The sequence below is a fragment of the uncultured Psychrobacillus sp. genome, from assembly GCF_938022135.1.
GTDB lineage: Bacteria > Bacillota > Bacilli > Bacillales_A > Planococcaceae > Psychrobacillus.
The window spans coordinates 1-19,394 of record NZ_CALIED010000082.1 but is presented as its reverse complement, the minus strand read 5'-3'; the positions used below and the strand labels follow the sequence as shown (position 1 = coordinate 19,394).

The 19,394-nt window shown below is 38.0% G+C and carries 15 protein-coding genes and 2 riboswitches; of the genes, 13 read left to right on the top strand and 2 right to left on the bottom strand.

The features are described 5' to 3' along the window. The first annotated feature begins 202 nt into the window (after positions 1–202). Positions 203–853 carry an HAD family hydrolase gene (locus Q0371_RS16855; RefSeq protein WP_298473241.1) on the top strand — a complete coding sequence of 217 codons (651 nt, stop codon included), beginning with the start codon at positions 203–205 and terminating at the stop codon, positions 851–853. A 216-nt stretch (positions 854–1,069) separates the two neighbouring features. Here Q0371_RS16855 and Q0371_RS16850 read toward each other — a convergent pair whose 3' ends face one another. Next, positions 1,070–1,858: an SDR family oxidoreductase gene (locus Q0371_RS16850; RefSeq protein WP_169360501.1), complete on the bottom strand. Its 789-nt coding sequence runs from the start codon at positions 1,856–1,858 to the stop codon at positions 1,070–1,072. 253 nt (positions 1,859–2,111) lie between these two features. Here Q0371_RS16850 and Q0371_RS16845 point away from each other — a divergent pair, with 253 nt between their 5' ends. The 5 genes from Q0371_RS16845 to nadE all read left to right on the top strand — a co-directional run bounded on the left by Q0371_RS16845 (position 2,112) and on the right by nadE (position 9,158). Beyond that, complete coding sequence (locus tag Q0371_RS16845) at positions 2,112–2,876, top strand: exodeoxyribonuclease III (RefSeq protein WP_298473238.1); 765 nt, start codon at positions 2,112–2,114, stop codon at positions 2,874–2,876. Positions 2,877–2,978: 102 nt separating this feature from the next. After that, the gene (locus Q0371_RS16840) at positions 2,979–4,259 is read left to right on the top strand and encodes an aminotransferase class I/II-fold pyridoxal phosphate-dependent enzyme (protein ID WP_298473235.1); all 1,281 of its coding nucleotides are present in this window, start codon (positions 2,979–2,981) and stop codon (positions 4,257–4,259) included. Positions 4,260–4,545: 286 nt separating this feature from the next. Further along, positions 4,546–6,729 carry a PQQ-binding-like beta-propeller repeat protein gene (locus Q0371_RS16835; protein ID WP_298473231.1) on the top strand — a complete coding sequence of 728 codons (2,184 nt, stop codon included), beginning with the start codon at positions 4,546–4,548 and terminating at the stop codon, positions 6,727–6,729. A gap of 115 nt (positions 6,730–6,844) precedes the next feature. After that, complete coding sequence (locus Q0371_RS16830) at positions 6,845–8,326, top strand: nicotinate phosphoribosyltransferase (protein ID WP_298473228.1); 1,482 nt, start codon at positions 6,845–6,847, stop codon at positions 8,324–8,326. A 1-nt stretch (position 8,327) separates the two neighbouring features. Then, positions 8,328–9,158, top strand: a complete 831-nt coding sequence (gene nadE, locus Q0371_RS16825) for an ammonia-dependent NAD(+) synthetase (RefSeq protein ID WP_298473225.1) — start codon at positions 8,328–8,330, stop codon at positions 9,156–9,158. Positions 9,159–9,232: 74 nt separating this feature from the next. Here nadE and Q0371_RS16820 read toward each other — a convergent pair whose 3' ends face one another. Beyond that, positions 9,233–9,745, bottom strand: a complete 513-nt coding sequence (locus tag Q0371_RS16820) for a hypothetical protein (RefSeq protein ID WP_298473223.1) — start codon at positions 9,743–9,745, stop codon at positions 9,233–9,235. Positions 9,746–10,021: 276 nt separating this feature from the next. Here Q0371_RS16820 and Q0371_RS16815 point away from each other — a divergent pair, with 276 nt between their 5' ends. The 7 genes from Q0371_RS16815 to Q0371_RS16785 all read left to right on the top strand — a co-directional run bounded on the left by Q0371_RS16815 (position 10,022) and on the right by Q0371_RS16785 (position 19,114). Beyond that, entirely contained in the window at positions 10,022–10,972 is a 951-nt protein-coding gene (locus Q0371_RS16815; protein WP_169360495.1) for a MoxR family ATPase, read from the top strand. Continuing rightward, positions 10,969–12,174, top strand: coding sequence for a DUF58 domain-containing protein (locus Q0371_RS16810; RefSeq protein WP_298473218.1), 1,206 nt, complete (start codon positions 10,969–10,971; stop codon positions 12,172–12,174). The genes Q0371_RS16815 and Q0371_RS16810 overlap by 4 nt, the downstream gene beginning before the upstream one ends. Continuing rightward, entirely contained in the window at positions 12,171–14,369 is a 2,199-nt protein-coding gene (locus Q0371_RS16805; RefSeq protein ID WP_298473215.1) for a transglutaminase family protein, read from the top strand. The genes Q0371_RS16810 and Q0371_RS16805 overlap by 4 nt, the downstream gene beginning before the upstream one ends. 35 nt (positions 14,370–14,404) lie before the next feature. Further along, positions 14,405–14,506: riboswitch (purine riboswitch) on the top strand. Between the two features lie 140 nt (positions 14,507–14,646). Continuing rightward, positions 14,647–16,200, top strand: a complete 1,554-nt coding sequence (gene guaA, locus Q0371_RS16800) for a glutamine-hydrolyzing GMP synthase (protein ID WP_169360492.1) — start codon at positions 14,647–14,649, stop codon at positions 16,198–16,200. A gap of 335 nt (positions 16,201–16,535) precedes the next feature. After that, entirely contained in the window at positions 16,536–16,685 is a 150-nt protein-coding gene (locus Q0371_RS16795) for a hypothetical protein (protein ID WP_251557058.1), read from the top strand. 265 nt (positions 16,686–16,950) lie between these two features. After that, positions 16,951–17,052: riboswitch (purine riboswitch) on the top strand. An 87-nt stretch (positions 17,053–17,139) separates the two neighbouring features. Continuing rightward, on the top strand, positions 17,140–18,471 hold the full coding sequence (locus Q0371_RS16790; protein WP_298473210.1) for an NCS2 family permease: 1,332 nt from the start codon (positions 17,140–17,142) through the stop codon (positions 18,469–18,471). 124 nt (positions 18,472–18,595) lie between these two features. Then, positions 18,596–19,114 carry a GNAT family N-acetyltransferase gene (locus Q0371_RS16785; RefSeq protein ID WP_366518612.1) on the top strand — a complete coding sequence of 173 codons (519 nt, stop codon included), beginning with the start codon at positions 18,596–18,598 and terminating at the stop codon, positions 19,112–19,114. Positions 19,115–19,394 lie beyond the last annotated feature (280 nt).

Sequence of the window (19,394 nt, the reverse complement as noted above, 5' to 3'; positions counted from 1 at the left end):
ATCCCAGTAATAAAGATAAAAATACTTGACTAAGGGTAAGAAAGCGTCCGGCTGGGGCGGAAATCAATTCTACTCTATGCTTTAAGATTTCTTGCATCATAAATCAACCCTAACCTTTAACATAGCCATTTATTTTAAAAAAAAGAAAGACTATTTAGATATAATGGTAGTAAGCTAATTAAAAGAGAAAAGAGGGGGAAGTATGAGGAAATATGAGATTATCTTATTTGATTTGGACGGAACGTTGTCAGATCCTAAAATAGGAATTACAACCTCTATCCAATATGGGTTAGAAAAAATGGGGATTTTGGAGAAGGATCTTGAAAAGTTAGAGTGCTTTATCGGACCACCATTACAGATTTCTTTTGCAGATCATTATGGCTTTAATGAAAATCAATGCCACCAAGCCATTGCTTTTTATAGAGAGAGATTTATAGAAACTGGCATGTATGAGAATGAACTTTACAAGGACATTATCCCGTTGTTGGAAAAGTTAAAAGCGACAGGGAAAAAGCTTGCAGTTGCAACCTCTAAGCCTACGGTATTTGCTATCGAAATTTTAAAGTATTTCCAAATTGAAGATTACTTTGATGTAGTGGCTGGTAGTGAATTAGATGGAACTAGGTCAGCTAAGGCAGAAATCATACAATATGTTCTAGACGAGTTTCAGGATAAAACGAAGGATAGTTTTGTCATGATTGGAGATAGAAAGCATGATATGATTGGAGCTAATTTAACGGGCATAGATTCCATAGGGGTAACGTATGGATTTGGATCGTCTGAAGAGTTGGAGCATGCGAGTGCTACTTACATTGTTGATAGTATAGAGGAGCTAGAGAAAATAATTGCTTAAAGAAAAAATAGATTAAGCGAAGCTATTCTAAATGGTGATATAAAAGGAGTTGTGACAATGAGCTTTGTAGCTTTATTGATCAGTCTATTAGTAGTTGTTTTTGGTGTAGCTATTTTAACAGGAATCATCTATTTGTTGATGAAAGCATCTAAGAAGTAAAAGGATTTTAGCTGAAAGTAAAAAGACCGATTGCTAAGTAGCGTTCGGTCTTTCCTTTTAATATTTATAGGATTGTCCACCATCGATTGTAATAACGCACGCATTTACAAACTTAGATTCATCAGATAACAAGAATGCAACAACGTTTGCTACCTCTTGAGGTCTACCGAAACGTTTCATAGGGTTAACGGAAACAAATGCTTTTCCAGCCTCTTCCCAGCCTTCTTCTCCACCAATTTGCTTTAAAGAAGCTTCTACCATAGGAGTCATGATGGCACCAGGAGCAATTGCATTAATATTAATACCGAATTGACCATATTCAATACCAGAGTTTCTAGTAAGGCCGACTACACCGTGTTTACTAGCAGAGTAACCCGACTGATTGCCGACACCACGAATACCGCCGACAGATGCCGTGTTTACTACAGAACCAGCTCCATTTTTTTTCATCTCAGCTAGTACATATTTTAAGCCATAAAATACTCCGTTTAGATTAACATTCACGACCTTGTGAAACTCTTCGATACCGAAATCCTCTGTCAGGTTTTGCTTGCCCTCTATTCCAGCATTGTTGAAAAATCCATCTATTCGTCCAAACTTGTTAACTGTTTCATCCACATAGTTTTTAACTGCTGCCTCTTCTGCAACGTTTGCTGTAACTAGGAGTAATTCAGTATTTGGTGCCACTTCTAGGATACGACTTTTAGTTTCCTCTAGGCCATTGCTATTTAAATCTACCAGTGTCAGTTTAGCTCCATCTTTCGCCAAGGTTATGGCAGTGACCTGTCCTAGACCTGAACCAGCTCCAGTTATAATAATTACCTTTTCATTAAAACGTTTAGTCATAAACAGTTCCTCCAGTTGTTAGTCTTTACTATATCTCGCATGCTATTAAATAGTACAAGTTAGGTTGCCTCGAAAATGGCTTACTATACATTGGTTTCCTTGTTAATTTACAGACCTTTTAGTTTCCCTCTATAATAAAAGAGTTATATAGTGCGCTTAGTTTTTGAGTCGTATGTGTGAAGCTCTTTATAATAGATGTCTCAGCTACCTCTCATTATGTATTTAAGCGCTTTCTTATTTAGGAGGTACTAAAGTGAAGTTCGTTTCGTGGAATGTCAATGGGCTGAGAGCCTGTGTAAATAAAGGATTTTTAGATTACTTTCAAAAGGTAGATGCTGATGTTGTATGCCTTCAGGAAACCAAGCTGCAAGAAGGTCAAATCTCACTTGCTTTAGATGGTTATGAGCAGTATTGGAACTATGCATTGAAAAAAGGGTACTCGGGAACTGCTATCTTTACAAAGATTAAACCTATTTCAGTTAAATATGGAGTAGGAGATTTAGAAACCGAAGATGAAGGACGCATTATTACAATGGAGTTCGAGGATTTCTATTTAGTGAATGTTTACACTCCAAATGCCAAACGTGATTTAACAAGACTTGCTTATCGATTAGAGTGGGAAGACGACATGCGTACATATTTAAAGCAGTTAGATACTATAAAGCCTGTTCTCATGTGTGGAGATTTAAACGTGGCTCACGCTGAAATAGATTTGAAAAATGCTAAGTCCAATAAAGGTAATTCAGGATTTACGACAGAGGAAAGAGGGAAGATGACCTCGTTATTGGCAGAAGGGTTTGTCGATACCTACCGATACTTCCATCCAGACCAAGAGGGCGCGTACACGTGGTGGTCATACATGAGTAAGGTGAGGGAGCGCAATATCGGGTGGCGCATTGATTATTTTATAGCATCCGAAAGGTTAATCCCTCGACTGATCAGTGCTTCGATTGACGCAGATGTGTTAGGTAGCGATCATTGTCCCATTTTATTAGAAATAAAGGACGAAATGTCATGAATAGCTTATAAAATATTCAATATATTAAGGGAAAGGATACTATCCCTTAATAAAATAGAGTACAATGTGTTTAAAATAGAAAAATTCTGGAGGTACCAATAGATGAATGCTTTAGCTGTCCAATTAAATGAGAAAATGCAAAAAGAAAATCCTGCAATTTTTAATATGTTATCCGATTTAGGCAAAAATCTATACTATCCAAAAGGAATATTAAGTCAAAGTGCAGAAGCTGGAAAAAAAGCACATCGCTTTAATGCTACTATTGGGATTGCTATTGAAAATGGAGACCCTATGCATTTTCGTCATATTCAAGATAAATTAGATTATAGTCCTAGCGACATTTATCCATATGCTCCACCCCAAGGGAAGGAGGCACTTCGTTCTGCTTGGAAGGAAAAACTACTGATCGACAACCCCTCTTTACAAGGGAAAAACTTTGGATTACCGATTGTTACTAATGCATTAACTCATGGACTAAGTATTGTTGCCGATTTATTTATGAATCCTGGTGATGTAGTAATTACCCCCGATCAATACTGGGGTAATTACAATACAGTCTTTCAAATAAGAAGAGGAGGAAAGGTGGAAACTTTCCCTCTATTTAATGAAAATGGTGGCTTTGACGTAGAAGGCTTCCGAGCTACACTTTTAAAGCAGACAGGAAAAGCTATTGTATTATTAAACTTTCCTAACAATCCTACTGGCTTTACTCCATCTGTTCAAGAAGGAGAAGCAATTGTCGAGGCCTTGAAGGAAGCGGCTGATGGCGGTTTAGATATAGTAGTGGTATTAGATGATGCCTATTTCGGTCTTTTTTATGAGGATTCTATGAAGGAATCACTATTTGCCCTACTAGCGGGTGCCCATTCTAATATATTACCTATTAAAGTAGATGGGGCAACGAAAGAAAATTACGTTTGGGGTCTCCGGGTTGGTTTTATCACCTATGCTGCTTCTCCAGACGTATTAGACGCACTAGAGCAAAAGACAAAGGGTATTATTCGAGGTACCATCTCAAGTGGTTCCCATATTTCCCAAACGATGATTTTAGAGTCGCTTCAATCAGATGACTTCCAAAAGGAAAAACAAGAGAAGTTCAATATTATGCTAGGAAGAGCAACTAAAACAAAAGAAGTGCTTGCAGATGCAAGATTTGATGCTTACTGGACGTACTATCCATTTAACTCTGGCTATTTTATGTGCTTAAAACTTCATGGTTTAGATGCAGAAAAGCTTCGTTTACATTTACTAGATCAATATGGTGTTGGCGTTATTGCTAGTAATACAACTGATATTCGTGTAGCCTTCTCTTGTGTAGAAGAAGAGGACATTGAAGAACTATTTAACCTAATCTATAAGGGCTGCCAAGATCTAACTAAATAATTTGACCTGTTAAAACTACCTAAGAAAAACTTAGGTAGTTTTTTTGCGGTTTTAAGGAGTTTAGCATTCTAAACTCAGAGATAGCATAGTGGAAATCTATAGCATATTTTATCTTATAGAGAGATTTGAATACGACAGGAAACTTATCGGCCGTTCCATTACTTATATTTATTAAATATGTGATTGTATTTCCTTCCGAGAGAATTAATCCTAATTGGTACGCATATTTTATAGAGTATTAAATCTATTTTCTTTAGTAGTTCGAAAGAAAGAAGGGAGGATTGAAATGCGGAGAAGAAGAGAGTCATCGGTCATATTTCAAATATTTATAGGTAGTTGTATTGCTATGGTTGTTTTGTTTGGTTTGTACCTTATTGCTGATAAGGATAAGGAAGAACGGTCTGTGGAGCGAGAGGAGGTTGACGTAGTTACGGAGATTGAACAAGAAGAGCCACAGGTAGAAGGAAAGACGACTCCGAGTCCTTCAAATCCTAATGTTAAAGTAGAATACTCTTCTAAAGAATGGGTGACTCACGGTGGAGATTACTATAATAGGAGATATTCGGTACTCGATCAAATTACATCAGAGAACATTGGAGATTTAAAGCCAACCTGGGTAACTAGTTTAGGTTCTGGAGCAGAGCCTAAGTATTCAGGAGAGGCAACTCCATTAGTCGTGGATGGAATTATGTATGTGGCAACGGGTGCTAATGATATATTTGCTTTAGATGCCAAAACTGGAGAACTGATATGGGCCTACGAGCCGGATATTAGCCAAGAGATGGATACTGTATGCTGTGGTTGGACAACGCGAGGTCTAGCTGTAGGAGATGGGAAAGTATATGCAGGTCTACTAGATGCACGTCTTATCGCTTTGGATCAAAAAACGGGAGAATTGCAATGGGAGACAAAGGTTGCAGAATGGGAGGAAGGCTATACCGTCACTAGTGCCCCTCTTTATTATAATGGTAAGGTTTACACCGGAGTGGCAGGAGGTGAATATGGAATCCGTGGTCGCGTAATGGCGTATGATGCGGATTTAGGATACGAAGTATGGAGATTCTATACCATACCAGGTCCAGGTGATATAAATGGCGATACTTGGCCAGACAATGATTCTTGGTTGACTGGTGGAGGACCTGTTTGGAATACTCCAGCTGTAGATCCTGAGCTTGGATATATTTACTTTGCTACTGGCAATACAGCACCCGACTTAGATGGAAGCAACCGAGAGGGTGATAATTTATATGCTAACTCGGTTGTTGCTGTAAATGCAGAAAATGGAGACTATGTTTGGCACTTCCAAGAGGTGCATCATGATATATGGGATATGGATCCAGCCAATCCTGTTGTTTTGTTTGACGTAGAAAAAGATGGTGTGATGAGAAAAGGACTTGGCCAGGCAGGGAAAACTGGCTGGGTGTATTTCTTAGATCGAACCGACGGGACACCGCTTATTGGTATTGAAGAAAAGCCCGTTCCACAATTGGCAGAACAAAAAACCTCTCCTACACAACCGTTCCCAGTTGGGGATGCATTCGTTCCTCAAGGAGTTTTTCAGGATGACGTTGATAAAGACTTAGGAGATACATTTGAAGGGCAAATAGGAGACATATTTACTCCTTTCTGGGAGGAACCAATCACACTTAAGCCGGGTCCAGCAGGCGGAGCAAATTGGCCACCTTCTGCTTACAATCCGGATACAGAGTTATTCTATGTGCTAGGGAATGATAATTATTTTTCCTTTGCAAGACAAGAAGATGAAGCGTTCGAAGAGGGTTCTATGTATATAGGAAGCATAATGCAGCCAGTTTCTAATGCACCTGTAAGAGGTACAGTCACTGCGTTAGATGTGAAAACAAATAAAATAGTTTGGCAGCAAAATTGGGATGCACAAGCATACAGTGGAGTATTAACAACTAAGGGGAATCTAGTTTTTGTAGGTCACAACGATGGAAGGCTGATAGCCTTTGATGCAAAAACAGGTAACCAATTATGGGAGTATATGATGGATGCGGGGGCCAATGCTCCTTCTATCACATATGAAATAGACGGAGAGCAGTATATTTCTATTTATGCGGCAGGCAATGCTTTAGCGGGATCGAAGCATGGAGATAAAATATATACCTTTAAGCTTGGAGGTAGCTTACCTGAAGGGCAAGTGATTGATGGCTCTGTTAAAGAAAAGGTAAGTGTGAATGAAGAAACGGAAGGAGCAACAGTTAGTTCTGACTTTGGTCTTTCTGTTTATACAAACAGCTGCATAGCTTGTCATGGAGATCAAGGTGCCAATGGACACAATGGGCCAAATCTTCAAGATAGTAAATTTGCAGAAAACAGAGAAAACGTAATAGATCGAATAACTAATGGAGGAACTACTATGCCTTCGTTTAATGAGACATTAACCCAAGAGGAAATAGATGCAGTTGCGGATTATGTCTTGACGGCCATCTCTCCTTTAGGTAAATAATAAGATAGGCAGTTTAGCCAGTCCTGTTAGGGGGCTGGCTTTGTTGTGGTTAATTTTCCATGCGAAAGGGTAAATAGTGTATACTAAGTTCAATAGTTATTAGAAGGAGATCATCATGAAAAAAATTTATGCCGATGACAGTTTAGCATTACATACTGATTTATATCAGATAAATATGGTGGAGGCCTACTGGGCTGATAATATGCATGAGAGAAAAGCAGTGTTTGAATTATTTTTCCGAAAACTTCCTTTTGGGAATGGTTATGGCATTTTTGCTGGCCTAGAAAGATGTCTGGAATACTTAAGAGATTTTCATTTTTCGGAAAGCGATTTAGAGTACTTGCAAAATGGACTAGGGTATCGTGATGATTTTATAGATTACTTAAAAACGGTTCGTTTTACTGGTGATGTTTATTCGATGAAAGAAGGGGAATTAGTATTTCCTAATGAGCCAATTATTCGAGTGGAATCTACTCTAGCAGAGGCACAATTAGTAGAGACCGCTTTGCTTAATATCGTGAATTATCAAACGTTAATTGCTACTAAAGGATCTCGTATTAAACAGGTCGTCAAGGACGAAGTGGCAATGGAATTTGGCTCTCGACGTGCTCAAGAAATGGATGCTGCAATTTGGGGAACTCGTGCAGCCTTTATCGGAGGGATTGAGGCGACTAGTAATGTTCGCGCTGGCAAAATGTTTGGTATCCCTGTCTCTGGAACACATGCACATTCTATGGTGCAAGCATATAAAAGTGAGTATGATGCCTTCCACTCATATGCAAAAAGACACAAGGACTGTGTTTTCCTCGTAGATACATATAATACCTTGAAAACAGGTGTGCCAACTGCTATTAAAGTAGCTAAAGAGCTAGGGGATAAGATAAATTTCATCGGTATTCGCTTAGATTCAGGAGATATCTCGTTCTTATCGAAGGAAGCTAGAAAAATGCTAGATGCAGCAGGGTTTCCAAATGCTAAAATAATCGTTTCTAATGATTTAGACGAGTATACTATTTTGAACTTAAAGGCTCAGGGAGCAAAGGTAGACAGCTGGGGTATTGGCACTAAGCTGATTACAGGATATGACCAGCCTGCACTTGGTGCTGTATATAAAATTGTATCTATTGAAAATGAAGCAGGGGTAATGGAGGATACTATCAAAATCTCCTCTACTACTGAAAAAGTTACTACTCCTGGGCAGAAAAAGCTCTTCCGTATTATAGATAAGGAAAACGGTAAAGCCGAGGGTGATTACATTGCTATGCATGATGAAGACCCTGCTCATGAGGAACGTCTAAAAATGTTTCACCCTGTCCATACATTCGTTTCTAAATTTGTCACGAACTTTGAGGCTAAGGATTTACATGTAAAGGTAATCGAAAACGGGACAGTAATTTATAATAACCCAGATCTAGCGGAAATTCGGAATTATGCTCATGATAATTTGGATTTACTTTGGGAGGAATATAAGCGTTCTCTTAATCCAGAGGAATACCCTGTTGATTTAAGCCAGAAGTGCTGGGACAATAAAATGCGTAACATTCAAGAAGTGAAGGAAATGGAGCAAAATCTTATTTCAAACAATGGAGGGATTTAAGATGTCTGACAAACAAAGAGAAATTATCGAAGCCTTAAAAGTAAAGCCGGAGATTGATCCAAAAGAGGAAGCTCGTATAAGTATCGATTTTATGAAAGACTATTTAAAGAAGCATCCATTTTTAAAAAGTATGGTTTTAGGTATTTCAGGTGGCCAAGACTCCACTTTAGTGGGCAAGCTTGCCCAAATGGCAGTGAATGAGTTGAATGACGAAATGGGAGCAGGCACGTATTCATTTATCGCGGTTAGTTTGCCATACGGGGTGCAATTTGATGAATCTGATCGTCAGGATGCACTGAACTTTATTCAGCCAAGCAAGCGTGTAACCATTAATATTAAGGAAGCCGTAGACGCAAGTGACCGTGCGTTGAAGGAAGCAGGCATAACACTTAGTGATTTTGCAAAAGGAAATGAAAAAGCGAGAGAACGTATGAAGGCTCAGTATTCTATAGCTGCAACATATAACGGTGTAGTACTAGGTACAGATCATGCGGCCGAAGCGGTCACTGGCTTTTATACTAAATATGGTGATGGTGGAGTAGACTTAACCCCAATCTTCCGTCTCAATAAAAGACAAGGGAAGCAATTGCTAAAGCATCTCGGTGCACCACAGCATCTCTACACTAAAGTTCCGACAGCCGACCTAGAGGAAAATCGTCCAGCTCTACCGGATGAGGTTGCACTTGGAGTGAGCTACGATGATATTGATGATTACCTAGAAGGTAAGAATGTGTCTCCAGAAATAGAAGAGAAAATCATTGGCTTCTATGATCGTTCTGAACACAAACGACAATTACCAATAACAATTTTTGACGACTTCTGGAAAAAATAATAGTGTCTGAGACATAATTAGTTTAAGTTTACGCAAAAAGAGAAATTGCACTGTGGAATTTCTCTTTTTGCGTTTTATTTTTCACTTCTTTCCTCTGGCCCAAATTTCGACCAGCCATTATAACCAGACAACTCATATTTTAAATATCCTTTTGAATCTACTTCATAGATGTTTAAAATAGCGACAGCTTTTGGAGGTTGTCTTGTATAAAAATAAAGAATACTATCTTCTTTTTGTTCGCTATCTTCAATGTAGTAGTGTAAATATACGCTTATATCATTTGTTTTCATTTCTTTACTGCTACCAGTAATTTTACCCGTTTTTCCAGGATCGAGACTTTTTATGGTTCCTAACTCTATAAAATCAGTCTGATTCCCGCTATATGAAAATTGAAGATCGGGTAGATTTTGATCACTAAAATTATTTACCTCTATAGTAACTCCTTTATCATATTTTTTATATTCATCTGGTGATCCATCTAAAAAGAACAATAAATATATGGGTAATATTATGAATAAAGTTACAAGTATTGTAAGTATTAACCCCAAAAATATAATAAGACTAAGAGGTATATTAGTTTTCTTCATTATCCAACGCCTACTCTCTCCTTATGAGGATTATAACAAAAATTCAAACAAAGTAAGTAATACACCCTTATAATCTAAATGGAAAGCATCGGGAACTTTGCTCAACTATGTATTTTGAGTAGAGTTTTCCCTAGTTTCTTTTTGGTTTAGTAAAGCGCTTTTAATACAATAGAAAAAATAATTTAAATTGTTTTATCTTCCTTTTTTGGTTATGCTTATACTGTATTATAAAAATTTTCTAACTAATCATTTAATGATAATTTTGGGGGAAAACAGATGAATGAAAAATTACAGATAGAAGCAATTATTTCTAATATAGAAAAAGTAATGATAGGGAAGAAAGACATTGCAGAATTAGCAGTTGTATCTCTTTTGGCAGATGGACATGTTTTGCTCGAGGATGTTCCTGGAGTGGGAAAAACCATGATGGTTCGTGCGCTCGCTAAATCTATCGGGGCCGATTTTAAAAGAATTCAATTTACTCCTGACTTATTACCATCCGACGTATTAGGAGTCTCCATATATAACCCCAAAGAAATGGAATTTGAGTTTCGACCAGGACCTATTCTTGGGAACATTGTGTTAGCAGACGAGATCAACCGTACGTCCCCGAAAACACAATCAGCATTACTAGAAGGAATGGAAGAAGCTTCCGTTACAATTGACGGCATTACGATGCCGCTTCCAAAGCCATTTTTTGTTATGGCTACCCAAAATCCAATTGAGCATGAGGGTACATATCCTTTACCTGAGGCTCAGCTAGACAGATTTTTGTTGAGATTAAAAATGGGCTACCCTAATCAACATGAAGAGATTGAAGTGTTAAATAGATTAGAGCATGCATCTCCTATTGATAGCCTCCAGCCAGTAGTTTCTCTTGAAGAGCTTATTCACCTCCAGAAACAAGTAAAAAATGTTAGCGTAGATTTGACAATGAAGGGATATATTGTGGATTTAGCTAATAGAACACGAGTAGATACTTATGTTTATCTTGGAGTGAGCCCTCGAGCATCCATTGCGTTGATGCGTGCCTCTCAGGCCTATGCCTTACTACAGGGAAGAGATTACGTGATTCCAGATGATATTCAATATTTATTGCCATTTGTTTTTGGGCACCGTGTTATTCTTCGTCCTGAGGCAAGGTATGATGGTATTTCTTCTGAGGAAGTACTTTCCCGTATTGTTAAACGAACTCCTGTCCCTATCAAGAGGAAGGTACACGGATGATTGAGCGGACAGAAGGATTAAAGAAGTATAAAGGTTTTATTGGTATCCTTCTTCTCTTGGTGGTGGCATTTGTGTATGCAATGTTTCAGGGGGGCTTCGTCAGTTGGTTTCTTTTTTACCTCATTGTTCCTCTCTCTATATACTCAATTCTACTGTTTTTTTACCCACTCTCTAAGATAGAAGCAGAGAGGATAATTGAAACACGAAAAGTGTATAGCGGGGGAAGATTTTCTGCCACGGTCAGGGTGACAAGAAATAATCGTTTTCCTCTGTTGTTTGTGTGGTTTGAGGAAAGGGTCGGACCTTCTCTTAGGCATACAGGGTCAAGAAGACAGCTTGTCTTTTGGGGAATAAAAAAAGAGTTTACCTGGACGTATGAAATAGAACATATGCCACGCGGTGAGCATGTATTAGAGGGGACAACAATTGAAGTGAGCGATCTGTTTGGATGGATGAAAAAAAGTATTTTTATTTCGAATCCAAAAACCTTACTAGTCTTTCCGAATCTAACAGATATGATTTATATTCCAATGGAAACTAGGTATGATCAGGGAGCAGCTGCATCAAGAATTCAAGTGATGAAGGATACGACTATGGCGACAGGGGTACGTTCCTATCAGCCTGGTGATCGAGTTTCTTGGATACATTGGAAGTCATTTGCCCGTACCCAAACTCTTAAAACTAAGGAATTTGAAGATCGTCAATCTCAAGATTTGTTCATCTTAATCGATCGAACGTTGACTCCTATGTTTGAGGACGTCGTAGATTTATCTGCCTCTATTATGCAGGCCATTGTTCGCCATCAAGCCAGCAGTGCATTTTTATCTCTTGGAGAAGATCGTTTCTTCTTGCCAAATGTAGAGAATGAGACCCAGCTACATCAAGTCTTATATCATTTAACAAAAGTGCAACCTGATTTAAACAAGCCTATTGAACAAGTCATATCTCAGGAGCCAGCATTAGCTCAAGCAACTTCGTTATTATATATAACAAGTGAGCTAACACATGAGTGGATTGATGGGATAAACCGTAACGCAGGAAACTTACGTTTATGTAGGTGCTTTGTCGTAAAAAACAAAAACGAGAAACCAAATAAAAATGAAACTGCACTTTACCAATACGCGAAAAGTAGAGGGGTAGACGCTCATAATATTACAAAGGACCGTTTTGCCCAAGCGTTTATGGAGGTGAATCGTTCATGAAAGATAACTTCCTGCAAGGAATCATTTCCTTCCTAATTTATACGTTCACCTGTTTTTTAATAGTAGAATGGTTGAAGCCAGTTATGGAATTGACTAATACCGACCACTTATCATTGTTTGTCATATATCTGTCTGTATCCTTCTTTTTTTACTTTATAAAGCTTAACTGGAAGGTTACTATACCGATCAAGCTAGTGTTTATCAGTTGGACCATTGTTCATATCTACACGGATTATTCTTTTTTATCTAGAGATTCATTGAATTATTTAAGTGAATCACTTCAACACAACTTTGTCTCTATTTTTAGCCAGGAATGGGGAGCAATAACGGATCCGTTTCGGACCTTTTTGTTTTTTGCTCTACTTTGGATGACTACCTATTTACTAAACTATTGGATCACCATTAGAAAGACAATTTTATTGTTTTTCATACTGACCGTTTTATTTATCACTATTTTGGATACATTCAGTCCTTACAATGCTAAGAATTCTATAGTCATTACATTAATTTCTGGGTTTATCATTATGGGATTACTCTATATACAAAAATTAATAAAAGAAAATCAAGTCTCTATTAGAGGAACCTTTGTCACAGCTTCTATTACTAGTTTAATCGTATTAGTTATGATCAGTGGTATAACGGCATATGCAATGCCAAAAGCAGGTCCGATATGGCCCGATCCTGTCCCTTTTTTTACTACCTCTACACTTGAAGTAGATGAGCGTGAAGGGAATGGAGCTAGTGTAAATGGTGTGAAGAGGGTTGGCTACGGAGAAAACGATGAGCAATTAGGAGGAGCTTTCCAAAGTGATGATACGCCTGTTTTTTGGGCAAAGACTGATACCCCGCAATACTGGAAGGTTGAAACCAAAGATACTTATACCTCTAAAGGTTGGGTACAATCCGAGGAAGAGACACCTTTACTAAGCTTTGGGAGTGGAGAACTATTTGAAACGGATTTCCCACCCGGAGCAGAAGAATATACGGAGGAAGCTAATATAATGTTGGCGCAAGAATTTCCATTAATTCTTCAGCCTTATGGTATGAAAAGCATACAAACGAATGAAGAAGCTTTGTTTACAAGTAATCCACTCACCCAAAAAATTTCTGTTCTTAATAGCAGTAATTCTGTTCTATGGGATTACAATGTGACATTTAGTGAGCCTAGTTATAGTCTTAAAGCGATGCGGGAAACCTCTGTAGAAGATTTAAGTTTGGTGCCTGCTGAATTGCAGCGATATTTACAGCTGCCTGACACACTACCAGAGAGAGTAAAAGAGCTTGCCGTCAGCATTACGGAAGATCGGATAAGTCTCTATGATAAGGCACTTAATATTGAACGCTATTTCAGAGGGAATAACTTTAGCTACAATCAAACGATGGCTGCTGTTCCAAGGGGCGACACCGATTATGTAGATCAGTTTTTATTTGAAACAAAGGTGGGCTACTGTGATAACTTTTCAACTTCAATGGTTGTCCTTCTACGCTCCCTTGATATCCCTGCACGATGGGTTAAAGGGTTTGCTCCTGGAGAACGAGCGAATGTAGAAGGTCTTGGAAGTGTTTATGAAGTTACGAATAATAATGCACACTCGTGGGTAGAGGCTTATTTTCCAAACGTAGGGTGGATAACATTTGAGCCAACCATTGGCTTTTCCTCAAGTGCCAATGTTATATACGATATAGAGTCACAGACTGATGAACCTCAGACTCCAGAACAACAGGAGGAGAAACCAGAGGAGCAAGCTGCAACAGGAAAAAAAGATGATGATGTTTCCTTTAGCTTAACGACCTTCCTTCAAGATACTTTAGAATGGATGGCGGAAAGAAAGGCAGCTATCATTTGGGGTCTTATAATTCTTGGGATCATAAGCCTGTTTGCATATAGTCGTCGCGGAAAGTGGTTGCCTAAGGTATTAATACCAGTAGGTAGAATGCGTAAAAATGATTGGAACTCTTTCGAGAAAATGTATCATCAGCTTCTACAGCAGCTAAGTCTCCATGGAATGCGAAGAGAGCAAGGACAAACCTTATTGGACTTTGCTAAAAAAGTGGACAAGGATATCGGTACCAACCATATGACTGATCTAACCAAGGTGTATCAACAGGGCTTTTATGGGAACAATAAAACGGAGATTAATTATGCGTCGATTAGAGAAAGTTGGGAATATTTAATCAATCGTATAAGCGGTTGATTTTACCCTCAACAACCTGTAAACTGAAGTCAAATTAAATTTGACCAAGTTGCCCTCGTATATGTCCGATAATATGGTTCGGATGTTTCTACCAAGTTACCGTTAATAACTTGACTATGAAGGTGAATGCAGTCATGTCTTTTTTAAGGACATCTGCATTCACCTTTTAATGTAGAAAGCAAAAACGCGTAGAAAGAGGAACTTTCGCACGCGTTTTTTTAATACGTATTGGGTTTAACGGATTGGGATAAATATATATAGAAGAGGTGGAATGCATATGTCTTCAACTCCATTGTTGAAAGAACAAGAAAAAATTGTCGTTCTAGATTTCGGCAGTCAGTACAATCAGTTAATCACTCGTCGGATTCGTGAGTTTGGAGTGTATAGTGAATTACATCCCCATACTGTAACTGCCGAGGATATTAAAAAAATGAACGCCACTGGTATCATTTTTTCAGGTGGACCTAACTCTGTATATGATACGAATGCTTTTCATATCGATGAGGCAATCTATGATTTGAATATACCTATTCTAGGAATTTGCTATGGTATGCAGTTAATGGCTTATCAATTTGGCGGAAAAGTAGAAAAGGCTTTTTCAAGAGAATACGGTAGAGCAGAGATTGACATTAAGAATCCGACAGCATTATTTGGCGACCTTCCTTCTAAGCATGTAGTTTGGATGAGTCACGGAGATCATGTAACTGCTGCACCAGAAGGCTTTGATGTGATTGCGACAAGCCCATCTTGTGATGTTGCTGCAATGGCAAATGTTGAAAAAGGCTTATATGCGGTACAATTCCACCCAGAAGTACGTCACTCTATTTACGGTCTAGAGCTACTTCGCCAATTCGTATTTGACGTTTGTAAGGCAAAAGGCGATTGGTCAATGGAAAGTTTCATTGAAATGGAAATCGAAAAAATTCGTGAAACAGTTGGGGACAAGAAAGTTCTATGTGCGCTAAGTGGAGGAGTAGATTCCTCAGTAGTTGCAGTCCTTATCCATAAAGCAATTGGTGACCAGCTTACTTGTATGTTCGTAGACCATAATCTACTTCGTAAGGATGAAGCGGAAGGTGTAATGAAAACCTTCTCTGAGGGCTTCAATATGAACGTAATAAAAATTGATGCACGTGAGCGTTTTATGAATAAATTAGCTGGAGTTTCTGATCCAGAGAAAAAACGTAAAATTATTGGTAATGAATTTATTTATGTATTCGATGATGAAGCGTCTAAATTAGAAGGTATGGATTTCCTTGCGCAAGGAACACTGTACACAGATATCATTGAAAGTGGAACAGCTACTGCTCAAACGATCAAATCTCATCATAATGTTGGTGGACTTCCAGAGGACATGCAGTTCAAACTAATTGAGCCTTTGAAAACTTTATTCAAAGATGAGGTTCGTGCATTAGGCTCAGAGCTAGGCTTAGCTGATGAAATCGTATGGCGCCAACCATTCCCTGGTCCTGGACTAGCTATCCGAGTTCTAGGAGAAGTAACAGAAGAAAAACTAGCAATCGTACGTGAATCGGATGCAATCCTACGCGAAGAAATAGCTAAGGCAGGCTTAGACCGCGATATCTGGCAATACTTCACTGTACTTCCTGATATCCGCAGCGTTGGTGTAATGGGTGACGCAAGAACTTACGATTACGCAATTGGTATCCGTGCAGTTACCTCTATCGACGGTATGACATCTGACTGGGCACGTATCCCATGGGACGTACTAGAAAAGGTATCTGTTCGATTAGTAAATGAAGTGCCACACATCAACCGCGTGCTGTATGACATTACGAGTAAACCACCAGCTACGATTGAGTGGGAATAGGACTGTATTTAATTATAAACACAGTCATACCTTGTGATTAACATATCTCAAATATTAAATCCTCTTTTAGTTATTGATAACAGATAACTAAAAGGGGATTTTTATTTGGTTAAAATAGTTGAAAGATGATGTTTAATTGAATAATCTTATTTAAGATTGTAAAGGTAAGTATATGAATACCTTTTGGCGATGAACTGTTATACTAAGTTTTTAATGTTTTTACTGATATATGGAACGTTAGCGGGGAATATAAAGTATAAGGTTAACTTCAGTAAGATAAATATTATATTTGTTGAACAGATTCTCTATAAGGGTTAAGAAAAGTAGGTGAAAAAATGGGAAAATATCAATTGGATACAAAAGGTAAGGCGGCCGTGGCCAAGTATCATGAAAAACAAAAGCCAGCTAAATTTGATAAAAAGCAGCAACTTGAAAAAATACGTACAGAGTATTTGAAGAACAAGCAAAAACAAACAGATAAATAATAAGAATGTAAACATAGGAAGACCATGTCTATCTTGAATAAGTTTTTTAAAGGGATGAATAGGCCCGGTAATGACGTTAAATAACAACTAGTGAAGAGCTTGGAAACTGATTTAATGGTTTTCAAGTTTTTTATTTGTAATAGAATAGGTCTATTTTCCTTCAAAAATTGCTTTACCTATTAGCAGAAAACGAACTATTATTTGGTTAATGAAAAAAATGTTCGGTTTTTCTATTGATTTCGTCATAATTCGATGTTATATTTACTACATAATTTAATTATGTCGTCGTATAACGTTGGGAATAAGGCCCAAAAGTCTCTACCGGATCACCGTAAATGATCCGACTACGATGAGTGATGCTTATTTATATTCACTTATTGGGGATAGTAGAGGTATACGACCAGAAATGGTAGTATACTTTTTTTCGTTGTCGCGATAAAAAATGGAGGAACTTATGAAAAAGTATTTTCGTTTTGAGGAATTAGGAACAAACTATCGCCGTGAGATTATAGGTGGTTTGACAACATTCTTGGCAATGGCTTATATCTTAGTGGTTAACCCGATGACTTTATCACTTGAAACAATCGAAGGGTTACCAGAGTTTATGTACATGGATAAAGGATCTGTGTTTACTGCAACAGCTATTGCTGCAGCGATCGGATCTATATTAATGGGTGTGCTGGCTAGATACCCAATTGCACTTGCACCAGGTATGGGATTAAATGCATTCTTTGCTTACACAGTTGTACTTGAGTTCGAAATTCCATGGCAAATCGCTTTAACAGGCGTCCTGTTCTCTGGTCTCATCTTTATCTGCTTATCTCTCTCGGGAATAAGAGAAACGATTATTAATGCTATACCATCTGAGTTGAAATACGCAGTAGGAGCAGGTATCGGTTTATTTATCACATTTGTCGGCCTACAAAACTCTAAGATTATCGTTTCCAATCCAAATACAGTAGCTGGCTTAGGTGATTTAACAGACCCTAACATTCTATTGACAATCTTTGGACTTGTAATTACTGTAATTATGATGGTTAAAGGAGTTAAAGGCGGTATTTTCTACGGTATGTTAATTACTGCAATCGTAGGGATGGTTTTAAGCTTAGTACCAATCCCAGATGCTGTAGTAGGCAGTGTTCCTTCAATGGCTCCAACTTTCGGTGCTGCATTTGACGTATTTTTTGAAGACCCAGCCGCACTACTGACAGCTCAATTTTTAATTGTTGTGTTAACATTCTTGTTCGTAGATTTCTTTGATACTGCAGGTACTTTAATCTCGGTAGCAAATCAGGCAGGATTAATGAAGGGTGAAAAATTACCTCGTGCTGGTAAAGCATTATTAGCGGATTCTATTGCTACAGTAGCAGGAGCTGTTTCCGGAACATCCACTACTACTTCTTATGTAGAGTCAACAGCTGGTGTAGCTGCGGGAGCAAGAACTGGGTTCGCCTCAGTCGTAACAGGGGTTCTGTTCTTACTTTCTTTATTCTTTTTCCCACTGTTAGATGTCATTACTTCTTATGTAACAGCACCAGCATTAATTATTGTTGGGGTACTAATGGTTTCTTCTATTGGTCAAATAGACTGGAAACGTTTTGAGATTGCAGTACCAGCCTTCTTTGTAATTATAGCAATGCCGTTAACCTATTCTATAGCAACTGGTATCGCTATTGGATTTATCTTCTATCCAATTACTATGATTGTTGCAGGTCGCATAAAAGAAATTCATCCAATCATGTATGGCATGTGGGTAGTATTTGTAGGCTATTTCATATTCTTATAGAATAGAATGATATAAAGAGGGGCTCATGCCTCTCTTTTTTTGGTTTTTAAGAGGGATATAGAGTATAGAGATAGAAATATACTCTAATAGAAGAAACTCACTTTAAGTTTGGAGGAAGTTGATAGTGATACATATAAGAAAAGCAGTACCCTCAGATGCACAAGGAATTGCCAAAGTTCATGTGGAAAGCTGGAAGACTACTTATGTCAATATTGTACCGGAGGACTTTTTAAATAACCTGTCTTTTGACAAGAGAGCGGATTACTGGTTTTCTGCTATTCCGAACGGGGGAGTTTATGTAGCTGAAGCTGAAAACAATCAAATCGTGGGCTTTGTTTCTGGCGGGAAGGAACGGAGCGGGAACTATTCTAATTATAATGGGGAAATTTATGCGATCTACATTTTAAAAGAATATCAGGGAGCAGGTATCGGTAAGTTATTAATCGAACCTATAGTAAAAGAGCTAACCAACCAGGGGGTCATTACTATGTTAGTGCTAGTTCTAGAAGACAACCCTTCAAAATACTTTTATGAAAAGCTTGGTGCAAAGAAGGTCGATAGTATAATAGTAGAAATAGGAGGAGTGCACCTAAATGAGTTGGTATACGTTTGGGACGATATTGCACCCTTAGCTGTTAAATAGCACGCATAGTATATAGGTCTATAAAGTTATAATAGACTTATCAGAATAAATTGTTATTATTTTTGAGGGTATTTTATTAAAAATAGTGTTGACGAATAGTTTAAAAGGGTGGTATAGTAATCAAGTTGTTACTTTTACTTCTGATTTCGAAAAACAAATTTTAAAAAGTTGTTGACATTGATAATCAGATTTGATAAGATAATAAAGTCGTCAAAACAAACGACGCAATGAACATTGAAAACTGAACATGCAAAACGTTAAGACATACAGCATCAACAAG